This is a genomic window from Sphingomonas sp. 10B4, from assembly GCF_035019905.1.
GTDB lineage: Bacteria > Pseudomonadota > Alphaproteobacteria > Sphingomonadales > Sphingomonadaceae > Sphingomonas > Sphingomonas glacialis.
Window position 1 is genome coordinate 1 of the sequence record NZ_JASJVC010000020.1, and the last position, 13,745, is coordinate 13,745.

The 13,745-nt window shown below is 67.3% G+C and carries 15 protein-coding genes; 9 read left to right on the top strand and 6 right to left on the bottom strand.

Going from position 1 to position 13,745, the window contains the following annotated elements; all coding sequences use genetic code 11:
* The first annotated feature begins 193 nt into the window (after window positions 1-193).
* Window positions 194-826 (top strand): TetR/AcrR family transcriptional regulator, encoded by a 633-nt coding sequence (locus tag QN347_RS08150; protein ID WP_322161427.1) that lies wholly within the window; start codon window positions 194-196, stop codon window positions 824-826.
* Here the strand turns inward: QN347_RS08150 and QN347_RS08155 are convergent.
* The 5 genes from QN347_RS08155 to rpmF form a co-directional block, all read right to left on the bottom strand.
* Window positions 823-1,239 (bottom strand): MerR family transcriptional regulator, encoded by a 417-nt coding sequence (locus QN347_RS08155; RefSeq protein WP_322161426.1) that lies wholly within the window; start codon window positions 1,237-1,239, stop codon window positions 823-825. The genes QN347_RS08150 and QN347_RS08155 overlap by 4 nt on opposite strands.
* 8 nt (window positions 1,240-1,247) lie before the next feature.
* On the bottom strand, window positions 1,248-1,547 hold the full coding sequence (locus tag QN347_RS08160; protein WP_133191076.1) for an integration host factor subunit alpha: 300 nt from the start codon (window positions 1,545-1,547) through the stop codon (window positions 1,248-1,250).
* An 89-nt stretch (window positions 1,548-1,636) separates the two neighbouring features.
* Window positions 1,637-2,614 carry a beta-ketoacyl-ACP synthase III gene (locus QN347_RS08165; protein ID WP_189676671.1) on the bottom strand — a complete coding sequence of 326 codons (978 nt, stop codon included), beginning with the start codon at window positions 2,612-2,614 and terminating at the stop codon, window positions 1,637-1,639.
* 8 nt (window positions 2,615-2,622) lie between these two features.
* Window positions 2,623-3,654: a phosphate acyltransferase PlsX gene (plsX, locus tag QN347_RS08170; RefSeq protein ID WP_133191072.1), complete on the bottom strand. Its 1,032-nt coding sequence runs from the start codon at window positions 3,652-3,654 to the stop codon at window positions 2,623-2,625.
* Window positions 3,655-3,695: 41 nt separating this feature from the next.
* Window positions 3,696-3,875 (bottom strand): 50S ribosomal protein L32, encoded by a 180-nt coding sequence (rpmF, locus tag QN347_RS08175; RefSeq protein ID WP_010184208.1) that lies wholly within the window; start codon window positions 3,873-3,875, stop codon window positions 3,696-3,698.
* Between the two features lie 210 nt (window positions 3,876-4,085).
* Between rpmF and QN347_RS08180 the strand changes: the two genes are divergently transcribed.
* Complete coding sequence (locus QN347_RS08180) at window positions 4,086-4,523, top strand: MAPEG family protein (protein ID WP_322161423.1); 438 nt, start codon at window positions 4,086-4,088, stop codon at window positions 4,521-4,523.
* Between the two features lie 106 nt (window positions 4,524-4,629).
* Window positions 4,630-6,276 (top strand): ATP-binding protein, encoded by a 1,647-nt coding sequence (locus QN347_RS08185; protein ID WP_322161420.1) that lies wholly within the window; start codon window positions 4,630-4,632, stop codon window positions 6,274-6,276.
* 107 nt (window positions 6,277-6,383) lie between these two features.
* On the opposite strand, the gene QN347_RS08190 is transcribed toward QN347_RS08185, so the two are convergent.
* Window positions 6,384-7,850 (bottom strand): M23 family metallopeptidase, encoded by a 1,467-nt coding sequence (locus QN347_RS08190; RefSeq protein ID WP_322161418.1) that lies wholly within the window; start codon window positions 7,848-7,850, stop codon window positions 6,384-6,386.
* 262 nt (window positions 7,851-8,112) lie between these two features.
* On the opposite strand from QN347_RS08190, the gene QN347_RS08195 reads away from it, so the two are divergent.
* From QN347_RS08195 to QN347_RS08220, 6 genes are all read left to right on the top strand, one after another.
* Window positions 8,113-10,653: a helicase-related protein gene (locus QN347_RS08195; protein WP_322161416.1), complete on the top strand. Its 2,541-nt coding sequence runs from the start codon at window positions 8,113-8,115 to the stop codon at window positions 10,651-10,653.
* Between the two features lie 3 nt (window positions 10,654-10,656).
* Window positions 10,657-10,980 carry an RNA-binding S4 domain-containing protein gene (locus tag QN347_RS08200; protein WP_416194475.1) on the top strand — a complete coding sequence of 108 codons (324 nt, stop codon included), beginning with the start codon at window positions 10,657-10,659 and terminating at the stop codon, window positions 10,978-10,980.
* A gap of 33 nt (window positions 10,981-11,013) precedes the next feature.
* The gene (fdxA, locus tag QN347_RS08205) at window positions 11,014-11,352 is read left to right on the top strand and encodes a ferredoxin FdxA (protein WP_010184201.1); all 339 of its coding nucleotides are present in this window, start codon (window positions 11,014-11,016) and stop codon (window positions 11,350-11,352) included.
* A gap of 253 nt (window positions 11,353-11,605) precedes the next feature.
* Window positions 11,606-12,139, top strand: coding sequence for a CarD family transcriptional regulator (locus tag QN347_RS08210; RefSeq protein ID WP_133191064.1), 534 nt, complete (start codon window positions 11,606-11,608; stop codon window positions 12,137-12,139).
* 111 nt (window positions 12,140-12,250) lie between these two features.
* A complete protein-coding gene (locus tag QN347_RS08215; RefSeq protein ID WP_322161414.1) occupies window positions 12,251-12,976 on the top strand; it encodes a head GIN domain-containing protein in 726 nt (241 codons plus the stop codon).
* Between the two features lie 70 nt (window positions 12,977-13,046).
* Window positions 13,047-13,742, top strand: a complete 696-nt coding sequence (locus QN347_RS08220) for a head GIN domain-containing protein (protein WP_322161412.1) — start codon at window positions 13,047-13,049, stop codon at window positions 13,740-13,742.
* Window positions 13,743-13,745: the final 3 nt, after the last annotated feature.

A 13,745-nucleotide genomic window follows, 5' to 3' on the forward strand; every position in this document is an offset into this window, starting at 1 on the left:
AGATGTGTATAAGAGACAGATCCCGCAAGGGCGGCGCCGGCAAAGAGCAAGGCGCGCACGGACTTCAGGCGTGTCATCAATCATCCCCTCCTGCGGCGCATCCAGATGGCCCGATATCGTCCGGGTTGTGCGCGCGTTACGAAGGCTATACTGAAACCTGAACCGGGTTTCAACTTGAGAAATGACAGGCACCATGGCGGACGCACCCGTCGCTCCGGCGACCAGCCCATCAGCCGCAAGTGAAGGCAAGGCGCCGCGTACCGAACGCGGGCGCAAGACGCTGCGCGCGATCCTCGACGCGGCCGCGGTCGAATTCGGCGAGCGCGGGTTTCACGACGCATCGGTCAGCGGGATCACGCGCCGCGCGGGCGTCGCGCTCGGGAGTTTCTACACCTATTTCGATTCGAAGGACGCGGTGTTCCGTGCGCTGGTGCGCGACATGTCGGATCAAGTGCGCGACCGAGTCGCGCCCGCGATTCGCGCCGCGCCCGACCAGATTGCGGCCGAGCGCGCTGGCTTACGCGAGTTCGTCGCCTTCGTGCGCGGGCACAAGGAAATCTACCGGATCATCGACGAGGCCGAGTTCGTCGATCCGGCGTCGTTCAAGCTGCATTATGCGACGACCGCCGAGCGGATCGCGGCACGGCTCAAGGCGGGCGCCGAGCGCGGCGAGATCCGCGCCGATGTGTCCGAGGTCCATGCCTGGGCGATCATGGGGATGAACGTGTTCCTCGGCCTGCGCTACGGCGTGTGGGAGGAGGATCTGACGCTCGACACGATCGCCGATACGGTTGCCGAGATGCTCGCGCGCGGGCTCGCGCCCTAGCGCGCGCTATCCGCGACGAGCGCTGCCGCAAGCGAATCGCGGACCGCGCGGACCGCAGCGCCCGTTGCGCTCGCGGGGCTGACGGGTACGGCTTCAGCGGTCTTGCGGCCACCTGCGAGCGCTTGTTGCACGCCGCGGATGGTGTAGCCGTCGCGGTTGAGCATCGTCGCGATCCGCTCGACGAGCGCGACATCCTCCGGGCGATAATAGCGGCGGTTGCCCGCGCGCTGGAGCGGGCGCAATTGCGGAAAGCGCGTTTCCCAGTAGCGCAAGATATGCTGCGGCAGCCCGGTATCGCGCGCGAGCTCGCCGATCGTCCGATAGGCACCTGCGGCCTTATCGCCGGCCGCCTTTTCGCCCGACGCTTTCTCTCCAGTCGCCTGTTCCCCGGCCCGCACGGGCGGCACCGTCATGCGATGGATCAGTCAGCTTCGACGATGCGGTCGCGCATCATCTGGCTGGCGCGGAAGGTCAGCACGCGGCGCGGCGCGATCGGCACTTCGATGCCCGTCTTGGGGTTGCGGCCGATGCGTTCACCCTTGTCGCGCAGCACGAAGGTGCCGAAGCCCGAAATCTTGACGTTGTCGCCCTGAGCGAGCGCGCTGCACATGTGATGCAGGATCTGCTCGACCATCTTCGATGAATCGGTACGCGAGAGGCCGACATTGTGATGCAGTGCTTCGGCCAGATCGGCGCGCGTCAAGGTTCCCGCAGCTTCCATCGAAACGTTCCCACAAAAACACTAAGACCCTTACGCTATCATAACAAAGCAGGTGGGAAAAGGTCTTTGCCCCCGATGTTTAACAATTATCAGAACCGAACGACCGCTGCCCCCCAGGTAAAACCGCCGCCCATCGCCTCGAGGACGATCACGTCACCTTGCGTAATTCGTCCGTCCTTGACTGCGGTGTCGAGCGCGAGCGGTACGGACGCTGCCGAAGTGTTGGCATGCTGATCGACCGTCACGATGACCTTCTCCGGCGCGAGATGAAGCTTGCGTGCCGTAGCGTCGAGGATGCGCGCATTGGCCTGATGCGGCACGACCCAATCGACGTCGGCGGCGGTCAGCCCGGCGCGCTCGAGCGTCTCGGTCATGACCGAGGCGAGGTTGACGACGGCGTGGCGGAACACCTCGCGGCCCTTCATCCGGACCTTGCCGACCGTTCCGGTCGTCGACGGGCCGCCATCGACATAGAGCATCTCGTTGTGGCGGCCATCGGCGTGCAGCCGCATCGCGAGGATGCCGCGCCCTTCGTTCCCGGTGTCGCCATTTTCCTGCGCCTCGAGCACGACCGCGCCGGCGCCATCGCCGAACAGTACGCAGGTCGCGCGGTCTTCCCAGTCGAGAATCCGGCTGAAGGTTTCCGCGCCGATCACCAGCGCGCGCTTGGCGGCGCCGCTGCGCAGCATGCTGTCGGCGACCTGGAGCGCGTAAAGGAAGCCCGAGCAGACCGCCGCCACGTCGAAGGCGACGCAATCGTCGATGCCGAGCATCGCCTGCACCTTGGTGGCGCTCGACGGGAAGGTCTGGTCGGGGGTCGCGGTCGCGAGCACGATCAGGTCGATCTCGTGTGCCGAGATCCCGGCCGCGCCGAGCGCCGCGCGGCACGCATCGGCGGCGAGCGTTGCCGTCGTCTCGTCAGGCCCGGCGATATGGCGGAAGCGGATGCCGGTGCGCTCGACGATCCATTCGTCCGAGGTATCGACGGTTTCGGCCAGTTCGGCATTGGAGACGCGGCGCGCTGGCAGCGCCGATCCGGTCCCGATGATGACGCTACGCACTGACATAGGGGGCATTACGCTGCCTTTTTCTCGAAATCGCCCAGATCCTCGGCGATGCGCCGGGTCAGATCGTCGCGTACCATTTTCGCCGCCGCCGCGATCGCGGTGCACACGCCGATCTCGTTGGCGCCGCCATGGCTCTTTACCACCAACCCATTGAGCCCGAGAAACACGGCACCATTATGGTTGTTCGGGTCGAGATGATGGCGCAGCAATTCGGTCGCCGGGCGCGAGATCAGGAAACCGATCTTCGAGCGTGTCGACGAACGGAACGCGCGCTTGAGCAGATCGGCGACGAAGCGCGCGGTGCCCTCGGCGGTCTTGAGCGCGATATTGCCCGAGAAGCCATCGCACACGATCACGTCGACATCGCCGCGCGAGAGCTTGTCGCCCTCGATAAAACCGGTGAAATCGAGCGGGAGGTGAGTCGCGGCGCGCAAGGCGGTCGCGGCGTCGCGAATCGTCTCGGTCCCCTTCTGGTCCTCGCTGCCGATGTTGAGCAGCGCGACGCGTGGGCGTGCGAGGTCGAGCGTGGTGCGCGCGTACGCCGCGCCCATCACCGCGAACTGGATGAGATTGCGCGAATCGCACTCGGTATTGGCGCCGAGATCGAGCACGACGGTGTCGTTGGCACCAAGCGAGGGCATCAGCCCGGCGAGCGCGGGGCGGTCGATCCCGGGGATCATCCGCAGCGACAGCTTCGACATCGCCATCAGCGCGCCGGTATTGCCACTCGACACGCACGCGGCGGCACGGCCTTGCTTGACCATGTCGATCGCGATTCCCATCGACGTGGTCTTGGCACGGCGCAGCGCCTGGCTCGGCTTCTCAGCCGAGCCGATCACGTCGGATGCATGGACGATCTCGGAATGCGCGCTGAGGTTGGGGTGATCCTTCAGCCCAGCCGCGATCGCGCTTTCGTCACCGACGAGAATGAAGCGCATGTCCTCGAACCGGCGGCGCGCACGCGCAACGCCGGCGAGCATCACCGCCAGGCCTTCATCGCCGCCCATCGCATCGATTGCGATCCGGGAGCTGTTCGTCACGCTGGTCGCTCCCTGTTCAACTAGACGGGCGATGCGTCGAATCAGCCTTCGACCGAGAGAATCTCGCGGCCGTTATAGTGTCCGCACGACGGGCACAGATTGTGCGGGCGCTTCAGTTCGCCACAGTTCGGGCATTCCTGGAACGACGCAACCGTCAGCGAATCGTGGCTGCGACGCATGCCGCGCTTGGACGGCGTGGTTTTTCTTTTGGGGACGGCCATTTTGGCGAAACCTTATACGTGTCTGACAGGTGCGATACGCCCGGTCCGGGCTCTTACGCAACCAACGCCTGAGGCTGGCCGCGCGAGCGGCACCGATGCCAGACAGATCGCGAAGATCGCGGCCTATAGCGATTCCCCACGGCGTTGCAAGCTTGTGCATGGGGTGCCAGGGTCTCCGCCGAGATGGTTTAGTGACTTTTGGGGGTATCGATGGGACCAATTCTTTTGCCGATCGCGCTGGTAAGCGCCGGCGCCGCGGCGATTCTCAACCTGTGGCTGGCGATGCGCACCGGGGCGATTCGCCGCCAGTCCAAGGTCAGCATCGGCGATGGCGGAAACGAGGCGCTGATTCGCCGGATGCGCGCGCACGCCAATTTCATCGAATCGGCGCCGTTCATCCTCATTCTGATCGCGCTGATCGAATTCACCAACGGCACGAGCCTGTGGCTGTGGGTGGCAAGCGTGCTTTTCGTGCTCGCCCGCGTGGCGCATGCGCTCGGCATGGACGGGATGCGGCTCGGGCGCGAGCTGGGGACGCTGGTGACCTTCGCCTTGCTGCTCGGGCTCGGCGGGTACGCCGTGACGCTGCCCTTCGTGGCGCCTGCGATGCACGGCGTGCCGGCGGTCAGCGCGGTGCCAGCGGGGTAAGCCGCGGCCTAGCGTCGCGGTACGGGATGTACGCAGCAGCATCCTCACCGGATGTTTACCGATGTTCGTGCATTGCGGTGCCCTCACCCGGGGGGATCCGACCACGATGACCGAAATGCCGAGCGCACATGCCTTCGCGCCCAACGCCGTAACCGCGACAGCGCCCTGTATCGGCATGGTGTTCGAAATCGCCGGGTCGAGCAGCCTGGTGATGCTCGATGCGCTGGCGCTCGACGCGACGGTGGGCAGTGCCGATCCGGTGATTGCCACCGCCGGGTCGGTCGGCAGCCAGATCAAGATGCGCGTCGGCGGGACGTGGCTGATCGCCAATATCCGCTCGCTCAAGCTGATCGACGGGCATGACGACCGGATCGCCGCGACGGTCGACTTCCTCGGCGAGGGCGACGAGGAGAAGCTCACCGGCAAGCTCTACAAGTTCCGCCGCGGCGTGACGCGCTATCCGACTCCGGGCTGCGCGGTATACCCGGTCTCGACCACCGACCTGCGACAGATCTATTCGGCCGACGACCGCGCGAATATCGAGATCGGCACGGTCTATCCGACCAAGGACATCCGCGCCGCGCTCTATGTCGATGCGATGCTCGGCAAGCATTTCGCGCTGCTCGGCAGCACCGGCACGGGCAAGTCGACCAGCGCCGCGCTGATCCTCCACCGCATCTGCGAGCTCAGCCCGCAGGGGCATATCGTGATGATCGATCCGCACGGCGAATATGCCGCGGCGTTCAAGGGCAATGGCGCGATCTACGACGTGTCGAATCTGCAAATGCCGTATTGGCTGATGAACTTCGAGGAACATTGCGAGGTGTTCGTTACCTCGTCGGGGTCGGAGAAGCAGATCGACGCCGACATCCTCGCCAAATGCCTGCTGATGGCGCGCGCCAAGGGGCGGCTGGGCCAGGAGATCGGCAAGCTGACGGTCGATGCCCCGGTGCCCTATCTGCTGAGCGACCTGACCAATCTGATCGGGCTCGAAATGGGCAAGATGGACCGCGCCGGCGATACCGCGCCGTATCTGCGGCTGCGCACCAAGATCGACGAGATCAAGGCCGATCCGCGCTACGGCTTCATGTTCTCCGGCATGCTCGTCGCCGATACGATGGCGGGTTTCATCGAACGCGTGTTCCGCTTGCCGGGCGACGGCAAGCCGATTTCGATCATCGACGTGTCGGGCGTGCCGAGCGAGATCACCTCGGTGGTGGTCGCGGTGCTCAGCCGGATGGTGTTCGATTTCGCGATCTGGTCGCGCGGCGAGCCGCAGCGGCCGATCCTGCTCGTCTGCGAGGAAGCACATCGCTACATCCCCGCGGGGAACGGCGACGGGTCGAGCGTCGGGCGGATCCTCTCGCGAATCGCCAAGGAGGGGCGCAAATACGGCGTGTCGCTCGGGCTGATCACGCAGCGGCCGTCGGATCTGGCCGAGGGCGTGCTCTCGCAATGCGGCACGATCATCGCGATGCGGCTCAACAACGATCGCGACCAGGCGTTCGTCCGCGCGGCGATGCCCGAGGGCGCGCGCGGCTTCCTCGATTCGATCCCGGCCTTGCGCAACCGCGAGTGCATCATCTGCGGCGAGGGCGTCGCGATCCCGATCCGCGTCTCGTTCGATTCGCTCACCGACGACAAGCGCCCGGCGTCGGACGATCCGCTCTTCTCGCAATTGTGGCGCCAGACCGGCGGCGAAGGCGAGATCATCGCGCGGACCTTGAAGCGCTGGCGCGCGCAGGGGCGGTAAGCGGCTGCGTCAGGCCGGACGTGATCCGGCATCCCGGCGTGCGATCGGTGTTACAGGGTGCGGCTGGCGGCTCGTACGGACCCCGGATCGAACCCGGGTGACGCGGCTTACGCGCCCGGCTTGACCGCGAGCAGGCTGGCGACCTTCGCCTTGAACGCGCGCAATTGCTCGCCCGACAGCGTCGCGACGCTCGAGAAGGAGAAGCCGCGCGGATTGACCGCGACGCCGCCGCGCAGCACTTCCCAGTGGAGATGCGGGCCGGTCGACATGCCGCTATTGCCCGAATAGCCGATCACCTCGCCGCGCGACACATGCTGCCCGGGGCGCGTCGCGAAGCGGCTGAGATGGCCGTAATGCGTCTCGATCCCGCCGCCATGCGACAGCTTGATGAAATTGCCATACCCGCCGCTGCGCCCGGCGAAGGTGATCGTGCCGTCGGCGGGGGCGTGGATCGGCGTGCCCCACGCGGTGCCGATGTCGATGCCCTTGTGCATCCGCGTGAAGCCGAGCAGCGGGTGGAAGCGCATGCCAAAGCTCGAGGTGATCCGCGCCATCGACACCGGCATCGTGAACATGCCCTGCCGCTCGGACTGGCCGCTCGCTTCGTACCAGGTGCCGTCGGTCCATTGTACGAGCTGCGTCTTGGCGGCGCCGTGGTCGAGCCCGGCGAACAGCAGATTGCCGAGCTGCGTTTCGCCCGTCGCCGCGCGTTTGCGCTCGATCACCAGGTCGTACGAATCGTCGCGCCCGACGCGGCCGATCGCGAACTTGCTCGCGATCGCCTTGATGTACGTCTCGACCAGCTTGACGGGAACGCCGGCGGCGCGCGCCGAGCGGTACAGGCTGCTGCCGACCGGGCCCTGGATGCGCAGCGGGGTCGTGTCGATCGCGATCGATTGCTTGGTCAGCACGAGCTGGTCGCCGACGCGCTTGAGCGTCAGCTGCTCGTCGAAGCGGGCGCGCAAGGCGAGCGCCTCGAGCGGGCGCGCGACGCTGCGATTGGGGCGGCGGCCGAGCGTCATCGGGACTTGCGTGCCGGGTTTCAGATCGCCGAGCGGGACCGAGCTCGCGATCAGCGCGACGGCGTTTTGCGCATCGCGTTCGGATACGCCGGCGCGCTGGAGCATGTCGCCGAAACTGTCACCTTGGCCGACGGTCGCGGTGCGGTCCTCGACCGGGCGTTCGGGGGCTTCGGCAAGCGGGACGACCAAGTCGTTCGACGCCATGTGCCGCCCGCTGTTCGCGCCGAGCGCGAGCGGCAGAATCGCTTGCGCGCGGGCTTCGTCGCGGTCGGCGCCGCTGAGCGGAGCGGGGATCGCGCCCAGGATCGGGCGGGTGATCGGCGGGGCGATCGCGATCGCAGTGGCGCACAGAGCGGCACAGGTCGCCGCACCGCGCCACCAGTCGAGCGATCCGATCCGCGATCCGAGATCGGGAACCCAATCGATGTGCAATGCGGCGGCGCGCAGTTTTTCGAAGCGGGTGAGCTCGGCATTGGGCACGAGCGCGCGACCGAAGGAGATGGCGGCGGTGCCGCCAGCCTGGTCGAGCCCATGATCGTTACGCAAGAACAAGGATTCGCGCCCCCGAAAAATCGATACACGCTGCTCGTTCCGCCCCGCAGCATGGAGCCAAATGACTGTGGTGCCAAAACCCTAAAGTCAAATTAACCCCGCCCTTGGAAAGCGCGCAGAACGCCGATGCGTTGCCGCGCTGCGACGAGATGGAGAAACGCTGTGTGCGGCAGCGCTTTAGCGTGGTTAACGCGGCCGCTGCAGATCGTATTTTTGCCTAGTGGTTGCACTTAGGTGCCCGGCACGCGATGTTGCACGCGTCATGCAGCGTACCGCAGAACATGCCGTCACGGCGGTGCTCGGACCGACCAATACCGGCAAGACCCATCTCGCGGTCGAGCGGATGTGCGGGCATTCGAGCGGGATGATCGGCTTCCCGCTGCGGCTGCTGGCGCGCGAGGTCTATGACCGCGTCGTCAAGCTCAAGGGCGAGAACCGCGTCGCGCTGATCACCGGCGAGGAAAAGATCGTCCCCAAGGACGCGCGCTGGTTCCTGTGCACCGCCGAATCGATGCCGCTCGACAAGGATCTGGCGTTCGTCGCGCTCGACGAGGCGCAGCTCGGCGCCGATCCCGAGCGTGGCCACGTCTTTACCGACCGCATTTTGCGCGCACGCGGGCGTGAGGAGACGATGCTGCTCGGCTCGGAGTCGCTGCGGCCGATGCTCAAGGCGCTGGTGCCGGGCATCGAGATCATCAATCGCCCGCGCTTCTCGACGCTGAGCTATGCCGGCGCGAAGAAGATCAGCCGGCTGCCCAAGCGCTCGGCGATCGTCGCGTTCAGCGCCGAGGAAGTGTATGCCGTCGCCGAGATGCTGCGGCGCTTGCGTGGCGGAGCGGCGGTGGTGATGGGCGCGCTCAGCCCGCGCACGCGCAACGCACAGGTCGCGATGTTCCAGGCGGGCGAGGTCGATTATCTCGTCGCGACCGATGCGATCGGCATGGGGCTTAACATGGACGTGGCGCATGTCGCCTTTGCCAGCCTCAACAAGTTCGACGGCCATCGCCAGCGCCGCCTGCGCGTATCCGAGATGGCGCAGATCGCCGGACGCGCCGGGCGGCACCAGCGCGATGGCACCTTCGGCGCGCTGGTCGAGGAAGGGCCGGGGGCGTTCACGCCCGAGGAAGTGTTCGCGATCGAGGAGCATCGCTTCCCGCCGCTCGAGCAGCTCTATTGGCGGCAGGGCGAGCCCGATTATGCGAGTGTCGATGCGCTGATCGAAAGCCTCGAGCAGCGGCCTGCGCACCGCGTGCTGTGGGCGGCGCCGCAATCGACCGACCTCGCGGTGTTGAAGCGGGTGGCGGAGGAGCCCGGGGTGCGCGGGCGGTGTCGCTCGCCGGCGATGGTCGCGCGGTTGTGGGCGGCGTGCGGGGTGCCCGATTTCCGCAAGCTCGGGGTCGATCCGCACACGCGCTTTGTCGCGCGGCTGTTCGGCTATCTGAGCGAGGGCAACGGGTACATTCCGCACGAATGGTTCGCGGCGGAAATCGCGCGGCTCGACAATGTCGCGGGCGATGTCGAGACGCTCGCCGGGCGGATCGCGGCGGCTCGGAGCTGGTCGTATATCGCCAATCGCACCGACTGGCTCGCCGATCCGGCGCATTGGTCGGCGCGCGCCGGGGCGGTCGAGGAGCGGCTCTCGGATGCGCTCCATGTGAGTCTCACGCAACGCTTCGTCGACAAGCGCACGACGCTGCTGATGCGCCAGATCGGCGCCGATCCCCGCGCGCTGCCCGTCACGATCGGCGCGCAGGGCGAGGTGATGGTCGAGGATCATGCGATCGGCCGGCTCGACGGCTTCCGCTTCGTCGTGGCGCCCGATGCGCGTGCGACCGACAAACGGCTGCTGCTCGCCGCTGCCGAACGCCGGCTCGGCGACGAACGCGCGCGGCGCGGTGTGGCGCTCGCCGAGGCGGAGGATCACGCGCTGGCGCTGTCGGCCGAGGTTGGCGCGGTGCCGACTTTGTTGTGGGGCGAGCTTGCGGTCGCGACGCTCGCGCCGGGGCCGACGGTGTTGCGACCGCGCGTGTTGCTCGACCGCGCGCTCGACTGTCTGAGCGTCGAGGCGCGCGGCAAGATCGAGACGCGGCTGAAGCTGTGGCTCGCCGGGCAGTTGAAGCGCAGCGTGCCGGGGCTCGTCGTGCTCGACGGCGTCCAGCGCGATCCGGCGGCCAGCCCGGCGTCGCGCGCGGTCGCGGCGGCACTCGTCGCGCATGGCGGGATCGTCGCGCGCGCCGATATTGCGGTGGCGGTCGACGGGCTCGATCCGGTGGCGCGGAAGGCGTTTCGCGGGGCGGGGTTCACGATCGGTGCGCTCGACCTGTTCGATCCGCGGTTGCTCAAGCCCGGCGCGGCGCGCTGGCGGCGCGTGCTGCTCGCCGCACGCAATACGCAGCCGGTGGGCGCAGGGCCGCGCGAGGGGGCGACGGTGCTCGACCGTGCCGCGCCCGGCGCGACGCTGGCGCATGGCTATCGCCCGGTCGGCGCGCAGGCGGTGCGGATCGACTTGATCGAACGCATCGCGCGAGCCGCGCACGACGCGCGTGGTAGCCAGGGGCGCAAACCCTTCGTGCTCGATCCCGCGCTTGCGCTCTCGATGGGGCTGACGCGCGCGACGCTCGAGCAATTGATGGGGGGCTTCGGCTTCCGCCCTGCGCCGAGCGCCGACGATACGCTGCGCTGGAGCTGGCGCGGCCGCCCGCCGGTGCGCCCCGCGCCGCCGCCGCGCGACACCGCGATGGCAGGGGCGATGGCAGGGGCGATGGCGGGCGCGTTCGCCGCGCTCGGCGGACAGGCGGAGTAACGCTTGGGCGAATCGACGCACACGATGCGGCTCGACCGCTTTCTATGGTTCGCGCGGATCGTCAAAACCCGCGCGATCGCGCAGACCATGGCGGCGAGCGGTCATGTCCGCGTCGATGGTCGCGCGGTCGACAAGCCCGCGACGCTGGTGCGGATCGGCAGCGTCATCGCCTTTGCGACCCCCGCCGGCCGGGTCCGCGCGCTCCGCCTGCTCGTGCTGCCGCAGCGCCGCGGTCCGCCCGAGGAGGGCCGCGCGTGTTACGACGAGTTGCTCGAAAATACGCGTCCGACGCGCGCAAGCGTTGACGGCGGTGACGCTCGGGCATAGCAGCACAAGCGTTCGTACTCCGGGAGTGTTTTAATGACCTACGTCGTCACCGATGCCTGCATCAAGTGCAAGTACATGGACTGCGTCGAGGTGTGCCCGGTCGACTGCTTCTACGAAGGCGAGAACATGCTGGTGATCAATCCCAGCGAGTGCATCGATTGCGGCGTGTGCGAGCCCGAATGCCCCGCCGAGGCCATTCTCCCGGACACCGAATCGGGTCTCGAGCAGTGGCTCGAGCTCAACACGACCTTCTCGGGCCAGTGGCCCAACGTCACGCGCAACGCCAACCAGACGCCGGCCGATGCCGATGCGTGGAAGGGCAAGCCGGGCAAGATGGAGTTCTTCTCGCCCGAGCCGGGCGCGGGCGACTGAAGTGTCGCGAATCGGGGCAGAACTCGGCCTCGATCCGCGATTGCACGCAAAAGCAATGCGCAATGACGTCGCGAGTGCGACGTTTAGCTGGTAATTTTATTACGACTCTGTTAAAAGGACAGGGACGCAAGCGCCATCGCGCGCGCTTTCGGCACGGAGACGTACAACAACACCCACATCCGCACGTGCTCTGCAGCTTTTCTGCCGCGGATGCGTTGCACCGGATACCCGGTCCACAGAAAGGTCTTACGGAATGGCTGCCAAGGCGCTGTCCTTCGACGTCGGCGATTATGTCGTTTATCCCAAGCACGGTGTCGGCCGTGTGATCGAGCTCCAACGGCAGGAAATCGCCGGGATGCAGCTCGAACTCTATGTTCTGCGGTTCGAAAAAGAGCGCATGACGCTGCGCGTGCCCACCAACAAGGCGGAAAGCGTCGGGATGCGTAAGCTCTCGAGCGACAAGACGTTGCGTGAAGCGCTCGACACGCTGACCGGCAAGCCGCGCGTCAAGCGCACCATGTGGTCGCGTCGCGCGCAGGAGTATGAAGCCAAGATCAATTCGGGCGACCTCGTGTCGATCGCCGAAGTGGTCCGCGATCTGTTCCGCGCCGACGACCAGCCCGAGCAGAGCTATTCCGAGCGCCAGATCTTCGAAGGCGCGACCAGCCGCCTCGCGCGCGAACTCGCCGCGATGGAGCAGGTCGACGAGCCGACCGCACAGGAAAAGATCCTCGAGATCCTGCGCAAGGCGGCCGCGATCCACAACAAGGACAAGGCTCCGGCCTGATCCTTCGCACCATCGACGTGCCATCAGGGGGCGGCCGGCGACGGCTGCCCCTTTTTTGTTGCGCGGCCGGTTCGTCAGTGTATTGTTGTTGCAACACACAGGAGTTCCGTCATGCGCGTCCTTCCGTTTCTCATCGCCGTCCCGCTCGCAGCGTGCTCGTTCAACAGCGACGCATCGCCCCCGGGTGACTCGGGCCCGCGTGCGACGCGCAGCTTCGCGATCGCCGATTTCACCGGCGTCGCGCTGCGTGGGTCGGACGATGTCGACGTGCGCGTCGGGTCGGGCTTTTCGGTGCGCGCACAGGGGCCCCGCAGCGAGCTCGACAAGCTCGAGATCGTGCGCGAGGGCGACACGCTCCGCGTCGGGCGCAAGAAAAACCTCGGCGGCTTCAGCTGGGGTTCCAAGCAAGACCGCGTGAAGATCTTCGTGACGATGGCGCGGATCGTCGCGGCGCAGATTGCCGGGTCGGGCAATATGGCGATCGACCGCGTCGCGGGCGCACGCTTCGACGCCGATGCCGCAGGCTCGGGCGATCTCTCGATCGGCGCGCTTGCCGTGCCGCAGGCCAAGCTGGCGGTCGCCGGATCGGGCAATATCACCGCCAAGGGTGCGGTCGAGCGGTTGGCGATCGATGTCGCCGGCTCGGGCAATGTCTCCGCGCGCGGGCTCAAGGCGCGCGGCGCGACGGTATCGATCGCCGGATCGGGCGACGTCACCGCCGATGTCAGCGGCGAGGCGCGGGTTTCGATGGTCGGCTCGGGCAATGTCGATCTCGGGCCGGCGGCGCATTGCACGACGACCAAGGTCGGCTCGGGCGAGGTGCGCTGCGGAGGCTGATCGGGGGCGGCTGATCGGGGTCGGCCGATCAGGCTTGCGTGGCGCGGCACTTGCGCGGATGGTCGCGGCGATGTTGCGTTTCCTGACCCTTGCCGCGCTCGTCGCGGTCGTGCCGGCGCACGCCGCCGAGCGCAGCTATTTCATCGGGGACTTCGACCGGATCCGCGTCGAGGGGCCGTTCGACGTGCGGCTCGCGACGCGCGGCACGCCTGCCGCGCGCGTGACTGGCGCGACCGACGGGCTCGACGTGCATGTCGATGCTCGGGTGCTGACGATCCGCGGGACGGCGCGCGATTCGGACGGTTCTTCCCGGGCGGGCGCCGCCGACCCGCCGACGATCTATGTGCGGACGACCGATCTCCGCGGTGCGGCGGTGATCGGCGGGGGCAAGCTCGTCATTGCCGGGCCGCTGCGCGGGGCGCGCGTCGACCTGCAGATTTCCGGCAGCGGATCGATCACCGCGCCCGAGCTCGCCGCCGATCAAGTCTCGGTGACGCTCGTCGGCGCGGGGGCAATGACGCTGGGCGGGCGGACCGCGCGGTTGCGCGTGCTCAGCACCGGGGCGGGGTCGATCGATGCGAGCGCGTTGCTCGCCAACGAAGCGCTGTTGCGGCTCGACGGATCGGGCGCGACGCAAGCCAATGCGCGCTATGTCGCCGATGTCGTGACGACCGGGCTCGGTGCGGTAACGGTTTCGGGCAGCCCGAAATGCAAGGTCAAGGCGCCCGCCGGTGCGCCGGTGACGTGCGGCGGCAGCGCGCCGTAAGCG

Excerpts from the sequence above, each read along its gene's own strand:
- QN347_RS08180 (WP_322161423.1), top strand. The coding sequence starts at position 4,086 with ATGGGACCAATTCTTTTGCCGATCGCGCTGGTAAGCGCCGGCGCCGCG.
- rpmF (WP_010184208.1), bottom strand. The coding sequence starts at position 3,875 with ATGGCCGTCCCCAAAAGAAAAACCACGCCGTCCAAGCGCGGCATGCGT.
- QN347_RS08160 (WP_133191076.1), bottom strand. The coding sequence starts at position 1,547 with ATGGAAGCTGCGGGAACCTTGACGCGCGCCGATCTGGCCGAAGCACTG.
- QN347_RS08185 (WP_322161420.1), top strand. The coding sequence starts at position 4,630 with ATGACCGAAATGCCGAGCGCACATGCCTTCGCGCCCAACGCCGTAACC.
- QN347_RS08155 (WP_322161426.1), bottom strand. The coding sequence starts at position 1,239 with ATGACGGTGCCGCCCGTGCGGGCCGGGGAACAGGCGACTGGAGAGAAA.
- QN347_RS08165 (WP_189676671.1), bottom strand. The coding sequence starts at position 2,614 with ATGTCAGTGCGTAGCGTCATCATCGGGACCGGATCGGCGCTGCCAGCG.
- QN347_RS08210 (WP_133191064.1), top strand. The coding sequence starts at position 11,606 with ATGGCTGCCAAGGCGCTGTCCTTCGACGTCGGCGATTATGTCGTTTAT.
- QN347_RS08150 (WP_322161427.1), top strand. The coding sequence starts at position 194 with ATGGCGGACGCACCCGTCGCTCCGGCGACCAGCCCATCAGCCGCAAGT.
- QN347_RS08215 (WP_322161414.1), top strand. The coding sequence starts at position 12,251 with ATGCGCGTCCTTCCGTTTCTCATCGCCGTCCCGCTCGCAGCGTGCTCG.
- QN347_RS08220 (WP_322161412.1), top strand. The coding sequence starts at position 13,047 with ATGTTGCGTTTCCTGACCCTTGCCGCGCTCGTCGCGGTCGTGCCGGCG.
- fdxA (WP_010184201.1), top strand. The coding sequence starts at position 11,014 with ATGACCTACGTCGTCACCGATGCCTGCATCAAGTGCAAGTACATGGAC.
- QN347_RS08195 (WP_322161416.1), top strand. The coding sequence starts at position 8,113 with ATGCAGCGTACCGCAGAACATGCCGTCACGGCGGTGCTCGGACCGACC.